Source organism: Bacillus cereus group sp. N12 (genome assembly GCF_016483575.1).
Taxonomy (GTDB): domain Bacteria; phylum Bacillota; class Bacilli; order Bacillales; family Bacillaceae_G; genus Bacillus_A; species Bacillus_A toyonensis.
The window spans coordinates 48,492-70,749 of record NZ_JAEHBO010000016.1; the positions used below are offsets into that span (position 1 = coordinate 48,492).

The following is a 22,258-nucleotide window of genomic DNA, read 5'->3' on the forward strand; positions in this document are numbered from 1 at the left end:
TAGGAATTATTTATGCCGTATCTTCTCTCTTTCATATTATGTCTTTCTTTATCGCCGATTTGGCCTCTTGGTGATAATCCACGTGCCGGAGATCCTTTCATTATTGTAAATAAAGCGACGAATAAACTAGCTTACATTGACGATGGGAAAATTCAAAAGATTTTTCCCGTAGCGACAGGAAAAACGAATGAATTAACCCCAGAAGGAACTTTTGATATTGTAATGAAAGCGAAGGATCCGTACTATATTGCAAAAGATATTCCAGGTGGTTCACCAAAAAATCCACTTGGATCAAGGTGGATTGGGTTTAATGCAAGAGGAACTGATGGGAGTAAATATGGAATACATGGAACAAACCAACCAAGTTCAATTGGAAAGTATATTTCACAAGGATGCATAAGAATGAAGAAAAACGATGTGGAATATTTATTTGATCGCATTCCAATTGGAACAAAAGTGTGGATTGTGAAGTCGAAAAAAACATTTCAGCAATTGGCAAAAGAAAAAGGTGCCATTGTATATGAAAAAGCCAACGCAAAGGTTGGCTTTTTCTTTTATCATAAGTTGTCTTGACATGTGTACATAACCATGCGTTAATGAAAATATAGAAAGATAAAGTGAAACTTTAATCAGTGCGAGGTTATTCCCCGTTAATGCGGGATAAAAATAGGTAAAGGGGTTGCTCATATGTACTTGAATCCAAAAATTTCGTATATGCAGTTTTTTATTGGCTTTCTATTTGTGATTACATTCATATTGGCAACTTTTAATATATGCTCTTACGTTGTAGCGATTGTATTGATGGCATTACTTAATCTTACTTTTGTTATTGGGGCGTTTCAGCAGAAACAGTACACGAGTTTTGTGATAGCGTTAGTAATGGCATTTTCCTTTAGTATTGTAGCGGTTGTGTTTTATATAAAATAAACCATCTCGATGTCGAGATGGTTTATTTTATTATGTGTAAAACGTAAAAAAAAGGACGAACACATCGCCCTTTTTACCAAAACATACTTGCGCCAGCAAGTAATGTTGTTACAAGCATAGAAATTAGCATGATATAAACCATAACTTTTTGAGCTTTTTTATGCATCGTTAAACCTCCTTGCAAATCAGTACACCTTCATTGTAACGAGAAATGAAACTGTGGACAAGGGGAGAGAAAGGACAAATTTCGGGAAGGGGTTGCAAAATATAACAGGAAATTTAAGTATGCATAGAGAATATATTAAAAGATAGATTGTGAGTTTTTGTTTTGCAAGCTGAAGAATGGAGATACGATGATGAAAATATATGAGACAGGTCGCTTACATTTAAGGGAAATCGATGAGTCGTATGCTGAAAAAATTCTTCAATATTACGACAGAAATCGTGAATTTTTAAAAGCTTGGGAAGAGTATAGACCGGAGGATTTTTTTACGTTAGATTATCAAAAGAAAAAGCTACAAAAGGATAGAAAAGAGTTTACAGAAGGTAAGATCATTAGGCTATGGATTTTTAAAAAAGGTGATGACACGAAAATAATTGGCTGTATTTCATTTAATTTAATCGTTCGTGGTATTTATCAATCTTGTGTACTCAGTTATAAATTAGATAAGGAAGAGTTAAATAAAGGTTATACGACAGAAGCGCTTAGAAAAGCAATTGCAGTTGCTTTTGAGGAATTTCATTTACATCGTATAGAAGCACCAATTATGCCGCGTAATTTAGCATCTATACAAGTAGTGACGAAAATAGGCTTCCAGTATGAGGGTGTATCTAGGAAGATGTTAATGGTAAATGGAGTGTGGGAAGATCATATGCGCTGGGTATTGTTAAATGAGTAATCGAAAGCAGATGGTTATCTAGACATATAAACCGTCTGTTTTTTGTCTTGTATTTCGAAACTTTTGCGAAATTCTGTTATAATTAGTAGTGTTACATACATAATGGTAGTGCAGGAGGCGCAGTCTTATGATTAATCAAGAACGTTTAGTAAATGAATTTATGGAATTAGTACAAGTAGATTCTGAAACGAAATTTGAAGCAGAAATCTGCAAAGTATTAACAAAGAAATTTACAGATTTAGGTGTAGAAGTATTTGAAGATGACACAATGTCTGTAACTGGTCATGGTGCAGGTAACTTAATTTGTACTTTACCAGCAACAAAAGATGGCGTGGATACAATTTACTTTACTTCTCATATGGATACAGTAGTTCCTGGTAATGGAATTAAGCCTTCTATTAAAGATGGATATATCGTATCAGATGGTACTACAATTTTAGGTGCGGATGATAAAGCAGGATTAGCGTCAATGTTCGAAGCAATTCGTGTATTAAAAGAGAAAAATATTCCTCATGGTAAAATTGAATTTATTATTACAGTTGGAGAAGAATCTGGACTTGTTGGTGCAAAAGCATTAGACCGTGAGCGCATTACAGCGAAATATGGTTACGCATTAGATAGCGATGGAAAAGTTGGTGAAATCGTTGTTGCAGCTCCAACACAAGCGAAAGTGAACGCAATTATTCGCGGGAAAACAGCTCATGCTGGTGTAGCACCAGAAAAAGGTGTATCTGCAATTACGATCGCAGCGAAAGCAATTGCGAAGATGCCACTTGGTCGTATTGATTCTGAAACGACTGCAAATATTGGACGTTTTGAAGGTGGTACACAAACAAATATCGTTTGTGATCATGTACAAATCTTTGCAGAGGCTCGTTCTTTAATCAACGAGAAAATGGAAGCACAAGTTGCGAAAATGAAAGAAGCATTTGAAACAACTGCAAAAGATATGGGTGGTCAAGCAGACGTTGAAATAAACGTTATGTACCCAGGATTTAAATTTGCTGATGGCGATCACGTTGTAGAAGTTGCAAAACGTGCAGCTGAAAAAATTGGTCGCACACCTTCTCTTCACCAAAGTGGTGGCGGAAGTGATGCAAACGTAATTGCAGGACACGGTATTCCAACAGTTAACTTAGCGGTTGGTTATGAAGAAATTCATACAACAAACGAGAAGATTCCTGTTGAAGAATTAGCGAAAACAGCAGAATTAGTTGTTGCAATTATTGAAGAAGTAGCGAAGTAATAAAATAAAAAAGACGTGTGAACCAATTATGGTTTACACGTCTTTTTTATTTTGATTCAACTGCTTTCACTAGGCGGATAAACCAATATAAGAAAATCCATGGCAGTATATAGGTTGTTACGATACTTAGTAAACGAGGGAGGAGTCCAGCTGTATTAATATTAAAAATCGGGAGTAGTAAGTAATTAATTAAGAGGATTAATATAATAATGAGAAAGATATAGTTAAGTTTACTATTAGATTTCATAATAAGTCACTACTTTTACAATAATATCCATCTTACGTATTAAGTATAGCAAAAATAAGGATAAAAAGAATAAGTAATTATTATATTGTACATGAATTTGGTATAATGAAGGAACAAATGTTCTTTGGAGGGGGTAGTACTATGCGAGAAATGTATCCGAAAAATGGCCGTGTTATTTTACATGTGGATATGAATTGTTTTTTCGCATCTGTTGAAATTGCTCATGATTCATCATTACAAGGAAAGCCATTAGCGGTTGCTGGAAATGAAAAAGAGAGAAAAGGAATTATTATAACGTGTAGTTATGAGGCGAGAGAATATGGAATACGTACGACGATGCCTCTTTGGGAAGCGAAAAGGTTATGCCCACAATTAGTTGTAAGGCGTCCTAATTTCACATTATATCGTGAAGCTTCATTTCAAATGTTTCAAATCCTTTCCCGTTTTACAGAAAAGATACAACCAGTCTCTATAGATGAAGGATATTTAGATATTACAGATTGCTATGCACTCGGTTCGCCTCTTGAAATAGCAAACATGATTCAACAAGCGTTGTTAACAGAGTTACAGCTTCCGTGTAGTATTGGGATTGCTCCAAATCTTTTTCTAGCAAAGACCGCTTCAGATATGAAAAAGCCACTTGGTATTACTGTACTTCGAAAACGTGATATTCCAGAATTGATTTGGCCACTTCCAGTTGGAGCCATGCATGGAATTGGTGAGAAAACAGCTGAAAAATTAAATGATATTCATATACAGACAATTGAACAATTGGCAAAGGGAGACGAGCATATCATTCGCGCTAAAATTGGAAAGCACGGTGTTGATTTACAAAGGCGTGCAAAAGGTATGGATGATAGAGAAGTTGATCCGAGTCAAATGGGACAGCATAAAAGTGTCGGTAATTCGACGACCTTTTCAAAGGATATGGATGAAGAGAAAGAGTTACTTGATATGTTAGAACGTTTATCAAAATCAGTGAGTAAAAGATTACAAAAGCGAACTCTTGTCAGCTATAATATTCAAATTATGATTAAATACCATGATAGGCGAACGATAACACGGAGTAAGCAATTGAAAAATGCAATTTGGGAAGAACGCGATATTTTTCAAGCAGCATCCCGTTTATGGAAGCAACATTGGGACGGTGATTCCGTTCGTTTATTAGGTGTTACAGCTACTGAAATAGAGTGGAAGACAGAATCGGTGAAACAATTAGATTTGTTTTCATTTGAAGAGGATGCGAAAAAAGAACCGCTACTTGCTGTCATTGATCAAATTAATGATAAGTATGGAACACCGCTTTTACAACGAGGTAGTCAACTACTACGTAAGCAAGAGAAGTCGTTTCAACAAAAGTTAGAAAATAAGTTTATGTAGAAGGTGTCATGAAGTAGTAAATATCATGACACCTTTCATATTTAACTCGCTTCTAAATTTAAAGAAGTCTTCCACCCAGCAGCAGTAACGCCAGATTCTAATAACATTCTACTTATTATTTTTTCAATTAAGATAGCCGCATTTGTCTTGCAATGTAATGTAGCCTGTATACAGACTTTTTGCTTAGAATCTACATCTTCACTATATAACTCTTTTAAACCGAGACCTTCTGTACTTACCATGTGCATGAGTAAAAAACGAATATGTGCTTCATTTTCTTCGGAACAAGTAAGAGAAAGGAAGTAGTTTGTTTGTTCAGGTGATTCTTCTTTTGATTTTTTATTCATAAAGAGAGCGATCGGGCGAAGTAGTATATTTGCTAGTAAAACGCCGGTTGCACCTAATATAGCTGCAAGGAGAAAACCAGCGCCTGTAAGAGTACCGACAGCAGCAGCACACCATAAAGTAGCCGCAGTATTTAATCCTCTAATACTAAAACCGTCACGGATAATCACACCGCCTCCTAAAAAGCCAATCCCACTAACAACTTGAGCAGCAATACGTGAGGGGCTAGCATCATGATCAAGCATGACGGATAATAAAACAAATATACAGGCACCCAGTGATACGAGAGCATTTGTCCGTAAACCGGCCATCCGGTGTCTCCATTGCCTTTCCATTCCGATGCAAGCACCTATAATAATTGCGATAAATAATCTTAATACAATGTCATACCATACCATCATGGTCACCTCCATACATATAAGTACGTGTTATGTTTTTAAGAATGAGTGGGAGTACCCACTCATTCTCGTTTTTATCCCGTTATTTGCGGGCAGTAAGACCCCTACCTCAAAATTAAGCGAAAACAAAACAGTTAGGTGGGGGTCGGGCTGCCCGTAAAAGCCCGATTGGTGTGGGCTAATAATCAGTGGGGGATGAAAAAAACCCCCACTGATTAAAGTTTCACTTTATAACCAGCTATGAAACTTTTTAATATAAACTTTTTTCAGGAATTGTGTTAAGAAAGCATAGCCTAATAGTATTCCTACTAGCCAAGGGAAATAGCTAAGTGGTAATGCTTGTAAACCAACGGCCGCACCAAGCGGTGAGAATGGAATATAAATTCCGATTGCCATAATACAAGCGGTTAATAAAAGTACCGGTGCTGATGCAGTACTTTGAATGAATGGAATCTTCTGTGTTCTTATCATGTGAACGATTAAAGTTTGTGTGAGCAGTCCAACGACAAACCAACCAGATTGGAATAATGATTGTTCGCTAGGTGTATTTGCACCGAAGACATTCCACATGACTACGTATGTGATAATATCAAATATGGAACTAATTGGACCGATACAAATAATGAAGTTCCGTAAGTTTGCAGTATCCCATTTTCTCGGTTTTTCTAAAAATTCTTTATCCATTTTGTCCCATGGAATAGACAGCTGTGAAATATCGTAAAGCAAGTTTTGAATTAAAAGGTGAATGGCAAGCATCGGTAAAAAGGGAATGAAAGCACTTGCCACTAACACACTAAATACATTTCCAAAGTTAGAGCTAGCCGTCATTTTAATATATTTTAAAATATTTCCGAACGTAGTGCGTCCTTCTAAAATACCCGCTTCTAATATAGTTAAACTTTTTTCAAGTAGAATAATATCGGAAGACTCTTTTGCGATATCAGTTGCAGTATCAACAGATATTCCAACGTCAGCATCACGTAGTGCTACGGCATCGTTAATACCATCCCCCATATAACCTACTGTATGACCGTTCCCCTGTAAGGCACGAATAATGCGAGATTTTTGCATTGGATTTAGTTTTGCGAACACTGTTGTTTCTTCGGCTAGTTTTGCTAATGCTTTATCTGGTAAAGAATCGATCTCGTAGCCAAGGATAGGCTCACCAATATCCAATCCAACTTCTTTACAAACTTTTTTTGTAACAATTTCATTATCACCAGTTAAAATTTTTACTTGTACACCATGTTTCTGTAATGCTTGAATAGCAACAGCTGCAGATGGTTTCGGTGGATCTAAAAAGCCAATATATCCAGCGAGAATCATATTAGTTTCATCTTTTACCGTGTACTCTTCATCATTTATTTTTCTATCTTTTTTATAAGCTACAGCAATTACACGCATACCTTCGCCATTCAATGTCTCACTTAGTTGTTTGACATTTGAGCGCATTTCCTCGGTAAGTTGAACAATCTTTCCGTTTGATTTAGTGTAGTTACAAATGGATAAAATTTCTTCTACGGCACCTTTACAAACCATTGTATGTTCACCTGAGATGTCTTTGACGATGACGGACATGCGACGGCGGGCAAAATCAAATGGAATTTCATCTAGTTTTTGAAACGTTGAAGGGTCGAACTTTTGTTTTTCTTCTGTATGCTCAATAACAGCTTTATCTATTAAATTTTTCAATCCGGTTTGATAGAGGCTATTTAAATATGCAAACTGTAATACACGATCGCATGTATTACCAGTAGGATCTAAATGTCTAACAAGAACAACTTTATCCTCTGTCAATGTCCCAGTTTTATCTGTACAAAGAATGTTCATCGCGCCTAAGTTTTGAATAGAATTTAGCTGTTTTACAATAACTTTTTGCTTAGACATGTTCACAGCACCTTTAGCTAAATTAGCAGTTACAATCATTGGTAACATTTCAGGTGTAAGACCAACTGCAATAGCGATAGCGAAGAAGAAAGCTTCTTGCCAATCACCTTTTGTGAATCCATTAATGAGAAGGACAATGGGCGCCATAATAAGCATGAATGTAATTAAGAGCCAGCTTACTTTGTTTACACCTTTATCAAAGCTTGTTTCTGCGCGCTTTCCGATTACTTTATTCGCTAAAGAGCCGAAATACGTATCGGTACTTGTTGAAACGACAACAGCATTTGCGCTACCACTTACAATATTCGTACCCATAAAGCAAAGGTTTTCCATATCGAGTGGATTGAAATTTTTTTTCATATTTTTCGGTAAGATATGCTTGTTTTCTGTATGGTAGCAGTTTTCGTATTTTTCTACAGGAAGTGCTTCCCCAGTTAATGAATACTGATTAACAAATAAATCTTTAGCCGATAAAATACGCACATCAGCTGGAACGATGTCACCGGCTGAAAGTGAAATAATATCGCCAGGTACAAGTTCTTCAATTGGAATTTCTATTGTATAATTTCGATTTAAATTCGTTACGTTTTTTGTTTCGTGTACAAATCCATCTATTCTAAAGACGCTCGCGGTTGTTCGAACCATAGCCTTTAATTTATCCGCGGCTTTTTGAGAGCGGAATTCTTGTAAAAAGCGAATCGTTGAACTTAGAAGTACCATTACAGATACGACAATTGTTCCTTGCATGTCATCTGTGAAAAAAGAGAGCGCTCCAAGAGCTAATAAAACAAAAATAAATGGATTTTTAAATGCCAGCAGAAATTGGATGTACCAAGGCAACGTTTTATTATGAGCAATTTCGTTCGGACCATATAAAGAAAGTCTACGGGACGCTTCTTGTTTAGAGAGTCCATTTTCTGTAGTTTCTAGAAGTTTTAATGCAGAGTTTATATCTTGTGTTGCAACTTCCACTAATACTTTGTTATTTGTTTGCATGCTATCTTGATCGTAAGCATGCTTTGTTTCTTGTCTTTGTAAATTTAACATCGGTAGTTCCTCCTTTGTCATGAAGGAGGAAACAATCTGTTACTCGACTATTTAAAATTAGGAGGAACAGCTTCTTTCCTACCTACATGATGAAATATTAACGTAAAACATATGGGTATCTGGGCCGAATCATCACTTGCCACTGTTCCTCACCTCCGTCCAATTTAATAGTTTCTGAATATGCTATGTTTGTTTCATAGTCAGGTGCATAAAGACATAAAAAGACCTTTACTCACAACGAGTAAAGGTCTGAATTCACAGTTAAAAAACGTCCACACGAAAGCCTGTTAGTAAACATAGCTAAAAACAGTTTTTGTGTATGACAAAATACATGCACCTCTCCCTCGTTGAGTTTTAGCACTGTATAGCATAGGTACTGAAACCAGCTACGTTAAAAAAGGCCTTCATTCCGACCTTTCCTGTTGACCCATTGGCGTCTCTCGACATTTTTGGGCAGCAGCGTTTCTCTATACAGGAGCCTCACCTAACAGAGACCATATTCAATTACATGTTGAATGTTAGCACTGTAAAATCGTAGTGTCAATATCTTTTTAATCTGTTTTTTTGAAAAATCAAATAGATTTATGAAGGGTATATAGTATGAAATAAGTTGTATTTTTTGAGAATAAGTTGGAAAAATAAAAAATAATGAACATAAATAAAAAGCACTCATTACAGTGCTTTTTATAATAGATTATGAGATTGTAGGATTTTCAAAAATAACAATTTCTGAGTTACTTGTTGTTGAAACACGTTGTGCGTAATATGTTAAAGCTGAAGAAATATATGTTGGTAATGTCTCATTTGTATGTGATGCTGTATATTCATGGATTAATTCTTTTAAAGTCGTCCATTCTAATTGTGCTGGGTGATCAGACACGAAAGAACTTACCCAGCGATCAAATGAAGATGAAAAATCAGTTTGTAAACGAAATACTTCTTTCATAATAAAACGCTCCCTTAAAATGTAGTACAATCATTTTACCACAAAACACGAACGATATCTAAATTTTTTAAGTATAATGTTCGTGTTATATAGTTGTCTAGATGATTGGTTATGTAAATTCAATTTGCCATTTGAAATAACATTCCGTAAGATGAAAGATAGATTATATAAAGAGCTGGAGGAAAGAAAGTGGAATTTGTATTTTTAGGAACTGGTGCAGGTGTTCCTTCAAAAGGAAGGAATGTTTCAGCAATTGCTTTGCAGTTGTTAGAAGAACGAGGACAGACTTGGTTATTTGATTGTGGCGAGGCGACGCAACATCAAATACTACATACGTCTGTACGTCCACGCCGCATTGAAAAAATATTTATTACGCATTTACATGGCGATCATATTTTTGGATTGCCGGGTTTATTGGGTAGCCGTTCGTTTCAAGGTGGAACAACAAAATTAACAGTGTACGGACCAAAAGGAATTAAACAATTTATTGAAGTGGCATTATCAGTAAGTACGACACATGTGAAATATCCACTTGAAATCGTTGAGATAACAGAAGAAGGTACTGTGTTTGAAGATAATGAGTTTTATGTAGAAACGAAAAAATTGTCACATGGCATTGAATGTTTTGGATATCGTATTGTAGAGAAAGATATACAAGGCGTTCTTTTAGTCGATAAATTGCTCGAAATGGGAGTGAAACCAGGGCCAATCTTTAAGCGTTTAAAAGATGGAGAAGTAGTTGAATTAGAGAATGGTACGATACTAAATGGAAAAGATTTTATCGGTCCGCCTCAAAAGGGAAGAATTATTACCATTTTAGGTGATACACGATATTGCGAAGCGAGTAGAGAGCTAGCACAAAATGCTGATGTACTTGTTCATGAAGCAACTTTTGCGGCAGACGATGAACAACAAGCGCATGATTATTTTCATTCCACATCTAAGCAAGCTGCGAGCATTGCACTTCATGCAAATGCGAAACGATTAATATTAACTCACATTAGTTCTCGTTATCAAGGAGATACATATAAGGAATTATTGAAAGAGGCACGAGAGTTATTTCCTAATACAGAAATAGCGACAGATTTAAAATCATTTCCAGTAGAAAAATAATGATTTTTTGAAAAATGGTAACATTAGGTTACCATTTTTTTATGTCTAAAAAATTTTAAAAATAAAACTGTTATTATTTTATACTTAAACTTGGATGATACAGAAACTTAGAATGGTTTGAATATATAGGATAAAAATACGTAATAATGATTATTTAGAAAAACTGTTATATAAGTCAGATGACATACAAGTAATACAAATAGTAGAAAGGGACTTTTATTCAGAACTTTTAAAATTCAACAAAAGTAAGCGTTTTATAAAAAACAAGCTATAATGAGGGCAGATTACAATTTATTATAAGTCACATGCATATTAGTCATTGTCGTAACAAGTGAAGTTGACTAAAACATGAGAGAGTAATATGGAGATTATAATAGGAAAGATATCATTATTTGTACTAAGTCTTTTTTACTTTTTAGCTAAACGGTATGATTAGCTAGTGTAGCTGTTGCAAGTGCTTTAGTAGAAGCTTTTTTAATAATAAGTTGGTGGGGATTTAATTGGTATACCACTCTTTAAAAGAGTTCAGAACATCAGCAGGTAGTCTAGGTTGAGTAGCGGGTGCAAATTTAGTTGTATTAGCAATGGTTATATCACCTGTTTATGCTATGCTTGCAATGGCTTCTGTGTTAAACTTTGGATTGCTACCAGGATTTATTGCTGGTTATCTTATATCGTTTTAAATGAAAGTAATGCTATATTTCTTATGTATTATGGTATCTGGTATTATTTCAGGATATTGGTTCATTTTATTCAAAAACTATCCAATTCGTACAGCGGAACAAATTCGTGGTAGAACTGGAACAGCAACAAATGTGGCAGCTTAATAAAATAGTAGAATAAATTTTTTTCATAGAGGTTTAGGGGGAGTTATGATGAAGTACCGCTCAGTGTTTGATATTATTGGTCCGGTTATGATTGGTCCATCAAGTTCACATACAGCAGGCGCGGCAAGAATGGGGCAAGTTGCTCGTCAGCTGTTTCGTCATGAGCCAGAGAGAGTTAGCATTTCATTATATGGTTCATTTGCAAAAACATACCGTGGTCACGGTACGGATGTAGCGCTAATCGGTGGAATACTTGGATTTGAAACAGATGATTTACGTATTCCAAGTGCGTTAGATATTGCAAAAGAACGCGGGATTGAAGTGGAATTCATTGAAGAAGATGCAAATGCTCCGCATCCAAATACAGCGAAAATTCGTCTGTATAAAGGTGAAGAGGAAATTGAAGTTGTTGCTTGCTCAATTGGTGGCGGTAAAATTGAAGTTGTAGAATTAAACGGATTCGATCTTCAATTAACAGGCACGAGTCCAGCACTACTTATTGTAAATAACGATCGCTTTGGTGCTATCGCAGCTGTAGCTTCCATTCTTGCGAAACACGAGATTAACATTAGTACAATGAGCGTTTCTCGTAAAGAAAAAGGAAGAAGAGCGCTTATGGTCATTGAAACAGATGAATTGTTAGCAGATGAAGTGATTGAAGAAATAAAAGGGCAACAAAATATTTGTCAAGTAACTATTATGGATTAATTGTAGGGGGGACACACCATGTTTCGGAACGCAGCGGAACTAGTGGCGCAAGCTAAAGAACAAAATGTAAAAATCGCAGAAATTATGATTCAATGTGAAATGGAAACAAGACATATTTCACGTGAAGAAGTAATTGCTGGTATGGAAAAGAACTTAGTCGTGATGGAACAAGCAGTAGAACGTGGTATTCGCGGCGTGAAATCACCAACTGGTTTAACTGGCGGTGATGCTGTAAAAGTTCAAGCGTATATGAAGAGCGGAAAAGGCTTATCTGGAGATACGATTTTGGACGCAGTGAGTAAAGCTGTTGCAACAAATGAAGTAAACGCGGCGATGGGGATTATTTGTGCAACACCAACAGCAGGTTCTGCTGGAACAGTGCCAGGTGTACTGTTTGCACTGAAAGAAAAATTACAACCTACACGTGAAGAAATGATTGAATTTTTATTTACAGCAGGAGCTTTCGGTATGGTAGTTGCGAATAATGCTTGTATTTCTGGTGCGGCAGGAGGATGCCAAGCAGAAGTTGGTTCAGCAAGTGGAATGGCAGCGGCAGCAGCAGTTGAGATGGCTGGTGGAACACCAGATCAAGCAGCTACAGCGATGGCAATTTCATTAAAGAATATGCTTGGTTTAGTGTGCGATCCTGTTGCAGGACTTGTAGAAGTACCTTGTGTAAAGCGTAATGCAGCGGGTGCTTCAAATGCGATGATTTCAGCGGATTTATCATTAGCTGGTGTAACGAGTACAATTCCATGTGATGAAGTGATTGAGGCAATGTTTAGAATCGGACAAACGATGCCAGTAGCACTTCGTGAAACAGCTGAAGGCGGGCTTGCAGCAACACCGACAGGTCGTCGTCTACAAGAAGAGATTTTTGGAAAGAGTAATAACTAAAAGTATATGATGATAAAAAATGGAGCTCAAGTAAGATTGAGCTCCATTTTTATTTTTCTTTTGTGAGTTGTTCCAATGTTTTTCCAAGATCATGTGATCGTTTCGTTGCCTGTGTAATACAAGAAACGAGTGCTTGTTGAAATTTATTTTCCTGTAATACTTCAATGCCTGCTTCGGTAGTTCCGCCAGGAGATGTAATTTCCTTTCGCAAAATAGAAGGGTGTTTTTCGCTTGCTTTTAGCATTTCAGCAGCACCAATCATCGTCTGAAGAATAAGCGATTTTGCAACATCTTCTTTTAAACCAATTTTTTTTGCGGCGTCTTCCATCGCCTCTACTACGTAATAAATATAAGCTGGTCCACTTCCAGACAATGCAGTGACAGCATGCATATCTTCTTCCTCTACAACAGAGACGAGACCGACCGTTTCAAATAAAGATTTTGCAGTTTGAATATGTTCCGCTGTTGTATGTTTTGAAGGCGAAATAGCGGTAGCTGATTTTAAAATAGCGGCAGATGTATTTGGCATTGCACGAATGATCGGAACGTTTTTTTGAAGTAGGTTTCTAATCGAGTGAGTAGAAACACCTGCTAATAACGAAATAATAAGCAAATCCTTATTTATATATTCTTTAAGAGGGGTAAGCGCTTCTGCAACATCCTTTGGTTTCATTGCTAGAAAAAGAATATTTGTATTAGCAAGTAGTTCTTTTTTGTTATGCGTACCTTTGACACCATATTTTGTATGTAGCTCTTGTAACCTTGTCTCGTTAGAACGATTACTTACGGTAATTTGTTCTCCTTTAACTACATTTGCGTGTAACAATCCACCAATAATCGCTTCGGCAATAGAGCCTGCACCGAGAAAGGATATGTTTTGAATAGACATGATGTTCCTCCTTTAAACTTGGTTAGAAATACTTATAAATGTACATACATTCGGTTTTTTATAGAAAACACCTCTTTTTATCTGAAAATAATGACAAATTTATGTAGAAGTTGTAAACTGAAGAGGTATTCATTTTTGAACCGGAAAGAGTCAGGGGGGGCTAAGCATGACGGCGATTCACCGAATGGAGATTCCTGTGCCATTTGCAGTTGAGACTGTGAATGTGTTTTTAGTTGAGGGGGAGACATTAACATTAATTGATACAGGGACGAATACAGAAGAGGCAAAAAATGCGTTAGAAAGTCAATTAGGTGCATTAGGTTATACGATAGAAGATATTGAAACGGTAGTGATTACGCATCATCATGCGGATCATTGTGGACTTTTAAATATATTTTCTGAGAAAACGAATATTATTGGACACCCTTGGAATGAGCCGTGGATCACGCAAAATCCAGAGTTTTTAAAGCGGTATCATGAGTTTTTTAGAGAGACAGCCTTGCAGTTCGGTGTTCCAGCAGCATTTTTGAATGACGAGGCATTATTGACGACAAGGACACTTAAATATTCTTGTAATAGATCGTTAACACATACTGTGAGAGAGGGGGATCGTATTGATTCTTTACCTGGGTTTACAGTAATTGAAACCCCAGGTCATGCTTCTACTCATATTTCTTTATATAGAGAATCCGATGGGATATTAATTGGTGGGGATGCTCTCATTAGTCATATTTCTTCAAATCCAATATTAGAACCACCATATGAAGGGCAAACGGAAAGAGCACGTCCATTGCTACAATACAATCAAACGTTAAAACGTTTAAGTGAAATGAATATTTCACGTATTTTATCAGGGCATGGGGAAGATGTTCTAAATGTGAAACAACTTATTGAAACGAGGTTACAAAAGCAAGAAACACGTGCATTTAAAGTACTTGAGTTATTAAAGGAAAAACCGATGACAGCATTTGAAGTATGTGTGAAGCTATTTCCAGTATTATATAAAGAACAATTGCCGCTTACTATCTCCGAAACTGTTGGACAATTAGACTTTTTAGCATATAATCAACAAGTGATGATTGATGAATCTTCGCAACAATTGATTTATTATGCAAAGTAGGTGACAGCAATGATAGGACGCTTACAAGAAAAAGTAATCGTCATTACAGGCGCTTCTAGTGGAATTGGAGAGCAAGTTGCAATGCAAGTTGCAGAGCAGGGAGCGACTCCAGTATTAATGGCTCGAACAGAGGAGAAACTACAAGCGTTAGCAGACAAAATAAAAAAAACTTATAATACGCCTTGCTATTATTATGTATTAGACGTAAGTGAAGAGACGAAAGTACAATCTGTTTTTTCAAAGGTATTACAAGAAGTGGGACGTATTGATATATTGGTAAACAATGCGGGTTTTGGTATTTTTAAAACGTTTGAAGAGGCATCAATGGATGAAGTAAAGGATATGTTCCAAGTAAATGTATTTGGACTAGTAGCTTGTACGAAAGCGGTATTACCTTATATGGTAAAAAGAAACGAAGGACATATAATTAATATAGCTTCACTTGCTGGGAAAATTGCAACTCCGAAATCGAGTGCGTATGCAGCAACGAAACATGCCGTATTAGGGTTTACGAATAGTTTGCGCATGGAATTATCGAATACAGATATTTATGTAACAGCAATTAACCCAGGACCGATAGATACGAACTTTTTTGAAATAGCTGATCAATCTGGTACATATGTAAAAAATATGGGACGTTACATGTTAAAACCAACATATGTAGCAGAACAAATCGTAAAGGCGATGCAAACGAAAAAACGTGAAGTGAATTTGCCGAAGTGGATGGGAATGGGGCCTAAGCTCTATGCGTTATTCCCTGGTTTATTTGAACGTGTAGCAGGAAAATCATTAAGTAAAAAATAGGAGATTTCCATATGGAAATCTCCTATTTTTTTTATTTTCCAGTCACATAATCGTAAACGGTATCCTCAATTGCCTCGTATACGTCAATTTCATTATTCGAATGAATAATCACTTGAATATGTTTTACTAACATTTCCTGATCCTCTTTTGATACAGGATTGCATTGATATTGCTGAAAACTTTTTATAATCATTTTCTCAATTAACTTTTCGTTCATATTTTTCCCCGCCTGTATGTACGTATGTATTGTTTTATTGTACTTGAAGTGAAATGAAAAAACTACCATGCACTATTCTTGTATAAAAATTCGGTTGAGTATATTGTTTTTCTAGTAAAATTAAGTTTTTTTAGTTTTAAAAATTTATAAATATTTAATTGACTCTATAAATATACAATATTATAATCATACTTAATCTAAAGAATCGATATGAGGAGGAACTTATGAAAGTCGCAATTATTGGAGCAACTGGATATGGAGGTATTGAATTAATTCGGTTATTAGAGCAGCATCCGTATTTTTCGATATCATCTCTCCATTCTTTTTCGCAAGTTGGTGAGTGTATAGCAAATGTATATCCACATTTTCGAAATATCCTTGTCCATACGTTACAAGAAATTGATGTGGAGGAAATAGAGAAGGAAGCAGAAATTGTATTTTTAGCAACCCCAGCAGGTGTATCGGCAGAATTAACTCCAAAATTATTACAGGTAGGTTTAAAAGTAATTGACCTATCTGGAGACTTTCGTATGATAGATCCCCCATCATATGAACTGTGGTATAAAAGGCCAGCTGCACAAGAAGAAATTCTTAGGAAAGCAGTATATGGGCTAAGTGAATGGAAAAGGTCTGAGGTTCAAAATGCAGATTTAATTGCAAACCCAGGATGTTTTGCTACAGCTGTATTATTAGCGATAGCGCCGTTAATGCGTAGCGGCATAATTGAAGAAGATTCCATTATTATTGATGCGAAATCAGGAGTATCTGGAGCGGGCAAAACGCCAACAACAATGGCTCACTTTCCTGAGTTATATGATAACTTACACATTTATAAAGTTAATCAGCATCAGCATATTCCTGAGATTGAGCAAATGCTTGCAGAGTGGAATAGTGAAATGAAGCCAATCACGTTTAGTACACATTTAATACCGATATCACGGGGGATTATGATTACACTTTATGCGAAAGTGAAAAAGGAAATGAAAATAGAGCAGCTTCAAAAATTGTATGAAGAAACGTATGAATACTCAGCTTTCGTTCGAGTTCGCTCTCATGGAGAATTTCCAAGTCCGAAAGAAGTAAGGGGCTCAAATTATTGTGATATTGGGGTAGCTTACGATGAAAGAACAGAAAGAGTTACGGTCGTTTCTGTTATAGACAATATGATGAAAGGTGCGGCTGGGCAAGCGATTCAAAACGCAAATGTATTAGCGGGATTGGAAGAGACAACAGGTTTACAGCATATGCCGCTTTATCCATAAGGGGGACATGATGATTAAAGTAGCGTCTATTACAAAATTAGAAAGTGGTTCAATTGTAACGCCGAAAGGCTTTTCGGCAATCGGTACTAGCAATGGTTTGAAAAAGGAGAAAAAGGATTTAGGTGCAATCGTTTGTGACGTACCAGCATCGTGCGCCGCTGTTTATACAACAAATCAAATACAAGCAGCACCCCTGCAAGTAACGAAAGATAGTATAGCAACTGAAGGGAAATTACAAGCAATTATCGTTAATAGCGGAAATGCAAATGCTTGTACAGGAATGAAAGGTTTGCAAGACGCTTACGAGATGCGCGCATTAGGGGCAGAACATTTTGGGATGAAAGAAAATTACGTTGCGGTCGCTTCAACTGGTGTAATTGGAGTACTATTACCGATGGATAGCATTCGCAAGGGAGTTACATCTCTTATACCGACAAAAGAAGTAAGTGAAGCTCATTCTTTTTGTGAAGCAATTTTAACGACGGATCTTATAACGAAAGAAACTTGTTATGAGATGATTATTGATGGAAAAGAAGTGACTATCGCTGGTGTTGCTAAAGGTTCAGGAATGATTCATCCGAATATGGCAACGATGCTTAGTTTTATTACAACAGATGCCAATATAGAGCATGAAGTATTGCAAACAGCATTATCACAAATTACGAATCATACATTTAACCAAATTACGGTAGATGGAGATACTTCTACAAATGATATGGTCATCGTTATGGCAAGTGGATTGTCGGAAACGAAACCAATCAATATGGAACACACAGATTGGGAAACTTTCGTATTTACTTTACAGAAGGTATGTGAAGATTTAGCAAAAAAAATTGCACAAGATGGTGAAGGTGCTACGAAGTTAATAGAAGTAAATGTGCTAGGGGCTAAAGCGAGTGAAGAGGCAAAGAAAATTGCAAAGCAAATAGTTGGTTCAAGTCTTGTGAAAACCGCAATACACGGTGAAGACCCAAATTGGGGGCGAATTATTAGCAGTATTGGACAAAGTGAAGTAACGATTAATCCAAATACAATTGATATTACTCTTCAATCTATCGGTGTGCTAAAAAATAGTGAACCTCAAATATTTTCTGAAGAGGAAATGAAAAAGAAATTAAAAGAACATGAAATTATTATTGATGTGTATTTACATGTAGGAAAAGAGACCGGATCAGCTTGGGGATGCGACTTAAGTTATGATTATGTAAAAATAAACGCTTGTTATCGTACATAAGGAGAGAGAAGATGAGTGATTATATCGTAATTAAATGCGGCGGTAGCATGTTGGATCAATTAAATCATGTGTTTTTTGGTTGTATAAAGAAATTGCAACAGAAGTATAAGGTAGTGATTGTCCATGGTGGTGGCCCAGAAATTGATGCCAAATTAAAAGAGTGTCATATCGAAGTGGAAAAAAGAGATGGATTACGAGTAACACCAAAAGAAGTGAGGGATGTTGTTCAAATGGTGCTATGTGGTAGTACAAATAAAAAGTTTGTAATGAATTTACAAAAGAATAATTTACTGGCCGTAGGGCTTTCAGGGTGTGATGGTAATTTACTTCAAGTTCAACCTGTCAGCGAAGAAATAGGATATGTAGGAGAGGTAAGTTATGTAGAAACAACCTTATTAAAAAAATTAATAGATATGAATTATATTCCTGTTATTGCCCCAATCGGAATAAATGGTAATGAGGTGTATAACATAAATGCGGATACTGCTGCAGCTGGGATTGCGGATGCGCTATCCGCAAAAGAACTTATTTTCATTACAGATGTAGATGGGATATTACATGAAGGGAAATTGGTAAAGAAAACAGATGAGTCTGAGATTGCAACTTTTATAGAAAAAGGTGTTATTACAGGCGGGATGATTCCGAAAGTACAGGCGGCACTTACATCATTAAAAATGGGAGTACAAAAGGTAAGTATTGTGAATGGTACAAAGGATTTTACTGAGGTCACAGGCGAGTGTATCGGAACGACGGTAACGAAAGGCGTGAGTATTGTATGACGAGTCATCTTTTTCAAACGTATGGAAGAAGAAACGTTGAGTTTGTAAAGGGGAATGGAACGAAAGTTATTGATAAACATGGTAAGCAATATGTAGATTTCACTTCCGGTATTGGAGTATGTAATTTAGGACATTGTCATCCTACTGTTGTAAAGGCGGTTGAAAAGCAACTTGGAGACATATGGCATATATCGAATTTATTTACAAACTCCTTACAAGAAGAGGTTGCATCGTTAGTAACAGAAAATACAGCATTAGATTATGTGTTTTTTTGTAATAGCGGGGCAGAGGCGAATGAAGCAGCTTTAAAGCTAGCTCGTAAGCATACTGGAAAATCTCTAGTCGTAACATGTGAGCAGTCTTTTCACGGTAGAACATTTGGAACGATGAGTGCAACAGGTCAAGATAAGGTGAAAGAAGGGTTTGGTCCACTACTTCCGTCTTTTTTACATATCCCTTTTAACGATATACAAGCATTAGAGGAAGTAATGAATGAAGAAGTTGCGGCAGTAATGATAGAAGTTGTTCAAGGAGAGGGCGGAGTCATACTAGCTGATTCGTTTTTTTTGAAAGAAATCGAAATATTATGTAATAAGTACGGTTCTCTATTTATTATAGACGAAGTACAAACGGGTATAGGAAGAACCGGAACACTATTCGCTTACGAACAAATGAGAATAAAACCTGATATCGTTACTATCGCTAAGGCTCTTGGAAATGGTATTCCCGTTGGAGCAGTAATTGGTAGGAAAGAACTGGGCTCTTCTTTTAATGCGGGATCACACGGTTCAACTTTTGGAGGGAATTATATTGCGATGACTGCTGCGAAAGAAGTGTTACAGGTAAGCAAGGAACCATCCTTTTTAAAAGACGTACAGGAAAAGGGCGAATACGTATTAAAGAGATTGCAAGAAGAGTTATGTCATGTCGAATGTATTCAAAATATTCGTGGCAAGGGGCTTATGATTGGAATCGAATATAAGCATGAAGTTTCAAATTTTATAGAACAACTTGAAAAAGACGGGCTACTCGTATTACAAGCAGGGCCGAATGTCATAAGACTATTACCGCCACTCATTGTAACGAATGAAGAGTTAGAACAGGCAGTATATATGATAAAAAAAGTAGTTTGTACAAAAAACGTATCAATTATATAAGGGGGAAATTTCATGTCAACTGTACAAGTACCGAAATTAAATACGAAAGATCTTTTAACACTAGAAGAATTAACGAAAGAAGAAATTATTTCTTTAATTGAGTTCGCTATATATTTAAAAAAGAATAAGCAAGAGCCTTTATTACAAGGTAAAATATTAGGGCTTATCTTTGATAAACATTCAACTCGTACTCGTGTATCTTTTGAAGCAGGAATGGTACAGCTCGGAGGACATGGAATGTTTTTAAGTGGGAAGGAGATGCAAATCGGAAGAGGAGAGACCGTTTCTGATACTGCGAAAGTACTGTCTCATTATATTGATGGGATTATGATACGTACATTCTCACACGCGGATGTAGAAGAGTTGGCAAAAGAATCGAGCATTCCTGTTATTAATGGATTAACGGATGATCATCATCCTTGTCAAGCATTAGCAGATTTAATGACGATATATGAAGAAGTGAATACATTTAAAGGAATTAAATTGGCTTATGTAGGTGATGGGAATAATGTGTGTCATTCGTTACTGTTAGCGAGTGCAAAAGTCGGAATGAATATGACTGTGGCAACACCCGTAGGGTATGAACCGAATGAGGAAATTGTTAAAAAAGCGTTAGCGATTGCTAAAGAAACAGGCGCTGAAATTGAAATTTTGCATAATCCTGAATTAGCGGTACAGGAAGCAGATTTTATTTATACTGATGTTTGGATGAGTATGGGGCAAGATGGAGAAGAAGAGAAATATACTTTATTTCAACCTTATCAAATCAATAAAGAACTTGTTATGCATGCAAAGCAAACATATCGTTTCTTACACTGTTTACCTGCTCATCGTGAAGAAGAAGTAACAGGAGAAATTATTGATGGACCACAGTCTATCGTTTTTGAGCAAGCTGGTAATCGATTACATGCTCAAAAAGCATTATTAGTAAGTTTATTTAATAATGTAGAAGAACCTTCCTAAAAGGAAGGTTTTTTATATTAAAATGTCGGATGTATATTTGGTTAATCATTTTTATATCATTTATAATAGAAAGAGAAAACTAAATTTGTTATTCAGTGCGTGTAAGGACATACTACATATAAAATATAGTTAAAGAGATGATGAGAGTGAAAACAACTAAGCAAACATATTCGTTTTTTCAGCGGATGTGGAGAATATTAAAGTTTCAATATTATAAGTTGCTTCGATCGCCAGAGGGAGCAAAGAAAGTGTCGTTAGGTTTTGCTATTGGTTTTGGTTTAGAAATGTTAGTAATTTATACAGCATCGCTCGTATATGTAATATTTTATCCAATCGTTCGATTAGCAAAAGGATCATTTCCTGCTGCAGTTATTGGCAATATTATTGGGAAAATATCGTTTCTCCCAGTGTTTTTATTTCCGCTTGCGTATGCGCTAGGGAAAATGATTTATCCATTTCATGTACAAAAAATACATCATGAACCATTCACGATATCGGACTTGTTTTCAAGTCACATTTTCACGATGTTAAAGAGCTTATTACAGAGTGAAGTATATGTATTAATTGGAATGACAATTTTAGGAGTTGTATTCGGTGTAGTTTCATATTTCGTTGTGCATTATTTATATGAAAAGAATCGTAAGTTACGTTTGAAGAACAGAAAGAAAAAAGTGAGAGAACCACTTGTACAAATATAAAGAATGGCACATTCATTTTCTCCTTTGAATATGTTTAAGAAAAAGGGGGAGAGAATGGATGTATTATTACTATGTACCTCAAGTATACCCATATATAAATTATTATCCGGTAAACGATCTGAGACAGCAAGTTGGAGTGTATCAACAGCAACAATTTCAGCAATTGCCACAAATACCACCACAACAATCGACGCAAGATCAAAAACCATATTTAACGACATGGCCATATTCAAATGTATACTACGGTAACTATTATGAATCATAAAGC

The 22,258-nt window shown here is 36.1% G+C and carries 25 protein-coding genes and 1 riboswitch; of the genes, 18 read left to right on the forward strand and 7 right to left on the reverse strand.

The window, feature by feature from the left end; translation table 11 throughout:
- Positions 1–12 precede the first annotated feature (12 nt).
- The gene (locus tag JDS92_RS11070) at positions 13–573 is read left to right on the forward strand and encodes a L,D-transpeptidase (protein ID WP_199631926.1); all 561 of its coding nucleotides are present in this window, start codon (positions 13–15) and stop codon (positions 571–573) included.
- Positions 574–687: 114 nt separating this feature from the next.
- Positions 688–927, forward strand: a complete 240-nt coding sequence (locus JDS92_RS11075) for a DUF3894 domain-containing protein (protein WP_000281159.1) — start codon at positions 688–690, stop codon at positions 925–927.
- Between the two features lie 73 nt (positions 928–1,000).
- Here JDS92_RS11075 and prli42 read toward each other — a convergent pair whose 3' ends face one another.
- Positions 1,001–1,093, reverse strand: a complete 93-nt coding sequence (gene prli42 / locus JDS92_RS11080) for a stressosome-associated protein Prli42 (RefSeq protein ID WP_000549039.1) — start codon at positions 1,091–1,093, stop codon at positions 1,001–1,003.
- A gap of 187 nt (positions 1,094–1,280) precedes the next feature.
- On the opposite strand from prli42, the gene JDS92_RS11085 reads away from it, so the two are divergent.
- Together JDS92_RS11085 and JDS92_RS11090 are read left to right on the forward strand one after the other, a co-directional pair.
- The gene (locus JDS92_RS11085) at positions 1,281–1,826 is read left to right on the forward strand and encodes a GNAT family N-acetyltransferase (protein WP_002044843.1); all 546 of its coding nucleotides are present in this window, start codon (positions 1,281–1,283) and stop codon (positions 1,824–1,826) included.
- Between the two features lie 127 nt (positions 1,827–1,953).
- On the forward strand, positions 1,954–3,072 hold the full coding sequence (locus tag JDS92_RS11090) for a tripeptidase T (RefSeq protein ID WP_000609819.1): 1,119 nt from the start codon (positions 1,954–1,956) through the stop codon (positions 3,070–3,072).
- Positions 3,073–3,118: 46 nt separating this feature from the next.
- Here the strand turns inward: JDS92_RS11090 and JDS92_RS11095 are convergent, their stop codons facing one another.
- Positions 3,119–3,319: a hypothetical protein gene (locus tag JDS92_RS11095; RefSeq protein ID WP_081339628.1), complete on the reverse strand. Its 201-nt coding sequence runs from the start codon at positions 3,317–3,319 to the stop codon at positions 3,119–3,121.
- A 141-nt stretch (positions 3,320–3,460) separates the two neighbouring features.
- Between JDS92_RS11095 and JDS92_RS11100 the strand changes: the two genes are divergently transcribed.
- Positions 3,461–4,699 (forward strand): DNA polymerase IV, encoded by a 1,239-nt coding sequence (locus JDS92_RS11100; RefSeq protein WP_199631927.1) that lies wholly within the window; start codon positions 3,461–3,463, stop codon positions 4,697–4,699.
- A gap of 41 nt (positions 4,700–4,740) precedes the next feature.
- Here the strand turns inward: JDS92_RS11100 and JDS92_RS11105 are convergent, their stop codons facing one another.
- The 3 genes from JDS92_RS11105 to JDS92_RS11115 all read right to left on the reverse strand — a co-directional run bounded on the left by JDS92_RS11105 (position 4,741) and on the right by JDS92_RS11115 (position 9,322).
- Positions 4,741–5,442, reverse strand: coding sequence for an MgtC/SapB family protein (locus JDS92_RS11105; RefSeq protein WP_000262353.1), 702 nt, complete (start codon positions 5,440–5,442; stop codon positions 4,741–4,743).
- Positions 5,443–5,670: 228 nt separating this feature from the next.
- On the reverse strand, positions 5,671–8,376 hold the full coding sequence (mgtA, locus tag JDS92_RS11110; RefSeq protein WP_199631928.1) for a magnesium-translocating P-type ATPase: 2,706 nt from the start codon (positions 8,374–8,376) through the stop codon (positions 5,671–5,673).
- Positions 8,377–8,707: 331 nt separating this feature from the next.
- Positions 8,708–8,875, reverse strand: a riboswitch (M-box (ykoK) riboswitch).
- A 195-nt stretch (positions 8,876–9,070) separates the two neighbouring features.
- A complete protein-coding gene (locus JDS92_RS11115) occupies positions 9,071–9,322 on the reverse strand; it encodes a DUF3932 family protein (protein ID WP_199631929.1) in 252 nt (83 codons plus the stop codon).
- Between the two features lie 189 nt (positions 9,323–9,511).
- Between JDS92_RS11115 and rnz the strand changes: the two genes are divergently transcribed.
- The 4 genes from rnz to sdaAA all read left to right on the forward strand — a co-directional run bounded on the left by rnz (position 9,512) and on the right by sdaAA (position 12,867).
- The gene (gene rnz / locus JDS92_RS11120; protein WP_000397436.1) at positions 9,512–10,435 is read left to right on the forward strand and encodes a ribonuclease Z; all 924 of its coding nucleotides are present in this window, start codon (positions 9,512–9,514) and stop codon (positions 10,433–10,435) included.
- Positions 10,436–11,118: 683 nt separating this feature from the next.
- Entirely contained in the window at positions 11,119–11,262 is a 144-nt protein-coding gene (locus JDS92_RS11125; RefSeq protein ID WP_000867046.1) for a hypothetical protein, read from the forward strand.
- A gap of 48 nt (positions 11,263–11,310) precedes the next feature.
- Complete coding sequence (gene sdaAB, locus JDS92_RS11130) at positions 11,311–11,970, forward strand: L-serine ammonia-lyase, iron-sulfur-dependent subunit beta (RefSeq protein WP_000877455.1); 660 nt, start codon at positions 11,311–11,313, stop codon at positions 11,968–11,970.
- A gap of 18 nt (positions 11,971–11,988) precedes the next feature.
- Positions 11,989–12,867: an L-serine ammonia-lyase, iron-sulfur-dependent, subunit alpha gene (gene sdaAA, locus JDS92_RS11135; protein ID WP_000489451.1), complete on the forward strand. Its 879-nt coding sequence runs from the start codon at positions 11,989–11,991 to the stop codon at positions 12,865–12,867.
- A gap of 49 nt (positions 12,868–12,916) precedes the next feature.
- On the opposite strand, the gene proI is transcribed toward sdaAA, so the two are convergent.
- Entirely contained in the window at positions 12,917–13,756 is an 840-nt protein-coding gene (proI, locus tag JDS92_RS11140; protein WP_000027276.1) for a pyrroline-5-carboxylate reductase ProI, read from the reverse strand.
- Between the two features lie 166 nt (positions 13,757–13,922).
- Between proI and JDS92_RS11145 the strand changes: the two genes are divergently transcribed.
- Complete coding sequence (locus JDS92_RS11145; protein WP_000125110.1) at positions 13,923–14,876, forward strand: MBL fold metallo-hydrolase; 954 nt, start codon at positions 13,923–13,925, stop codon at positions 14,874–14,876.
- Positions 14,877–14,885: 9 nt separating this feature from the next.
- Complete coding sequence (locus JDS92_RS11150; protein ID WP_199631930.1) at positions 14,886–15,680, forward strand: SDR family oxidoreductase; 795 nt, start codon at positions 14,886–14,888, stop codon at positions 15,678–15,680.
- A gap of 31 nt (positions 15,681–15,711) precedes the next feature.
- Here the strand turns inward: JDS92_RS11150 and JDS92_RS11155 are convergent, their stop codons facing one another.
- The gene (locus JDS92_RS11155) at positions 15,712–15,897 is read right to left on the reverse strand and encodes a YqzH family protein (RefSeq protein ID WP_001003215.1); all 186 of its coding nucleotides are present in this window, start codon (positions 15,895–15,897) and stop codon (positions 15,712–15,714) included.
- 224 nt (positions 15,898–16,121) lie between these two features.
- Here JDS92_RS11155 and argC point away from each other — a divergent pair, with 224 nt between their 5' ends.
- The 7 genes from argC to JDS92_RS11190 all read left to right on the forward strand — a co-directional run bounded on the left by argC (position 16,122) and on the right by JDS92_RS11190 (position 22,255).
- Entirely contained in the window at positions 16,122–17,159 is a 1,038-nt protein-coding gene (gene argC, locus JDS92_RS11160; protein ID WP_199631931.1) for an N-acetyl-gamma-glutamyl-phosphate reductase, read from the forward strand.
- A gap of 10 nt (positions 17,160–17,169) precedes the next feature.
- On the forward strand, positions 17,170–18,393 hold the full coding sequence (gene argJ / locus JDS92_RS11165; RefSeq protein WP_199631932.1) for a bifunctional glutamate N-acetyltransferase/amino-acid acetyltransferase ArgJ: 1,224 nt from the start codon (positions 17,170–17,172) through the stop codon (positions 18,391–18,393).
- Positions 18,394–18,404: 11 nt separating this feature from the next.
- Positions 18,405–19,172, forward strand: coding sequence for an acetylglutamate kinase (argB, locus tag JDS92_RS11170; protein WP_199631933.1), 768 nt, complete (start codon positions 18,405–18,407; stop codon positions 19,170–19,172).
- The gene (locus JDS92_RS11175; protein WP_199631934.1) at positions 19,169–20,329 is read left to right on the forward strand and encodes an acetylornithine transaminase; all 1,161 of its coding nucleotides are present in this window, start codon (positions 19,169–19,171) and stop codon (positions 20,327–20,329) included. The genes argB and JDS92_RS11175 overlap by 4 nt, the downstream gene beginning before the upstream one ends.
- Before the next feature lie 12 nt (positions 20,330–20,341).
- Positions 20,342–21,292, forward strand: a complete 951-nt coding sequence (gene argF, locus JDS92_RS11180) for an ornithine carbamoyltransferase (protein ID WP_000108847.1) — start codon at positions 20,342–20,344, stop codon at positions 21,290–21,292.
- A 137-nt stretch (positions 21,293–21,429) separates the two neighbouring features.
- Positions 21,430–21,990 (forward strand): DUF2062 domain-containing protein, encoded by a 561-nt coding sequence (locus tag JDS92_RS11185; protein ID WP_002059978.1) that lies wholly within the window; start codon positions 21,430–21,432, stop codon positions 21,988–21,990.
- Positions 21,991–22,048: 58 nt separating this feature from the next.
- Positions 22,049–22,255, forward strand: a complete 207-nt coding sequence (locus tag JDS92_RS11190; protein WP_000291937.1) for a hypothetical protein — start codon at positions 22,049–22,051, stop codon at positions 22,253–22,255.
- Positions 22,256–22,258 lie beyond the last annotated feature (3 nt).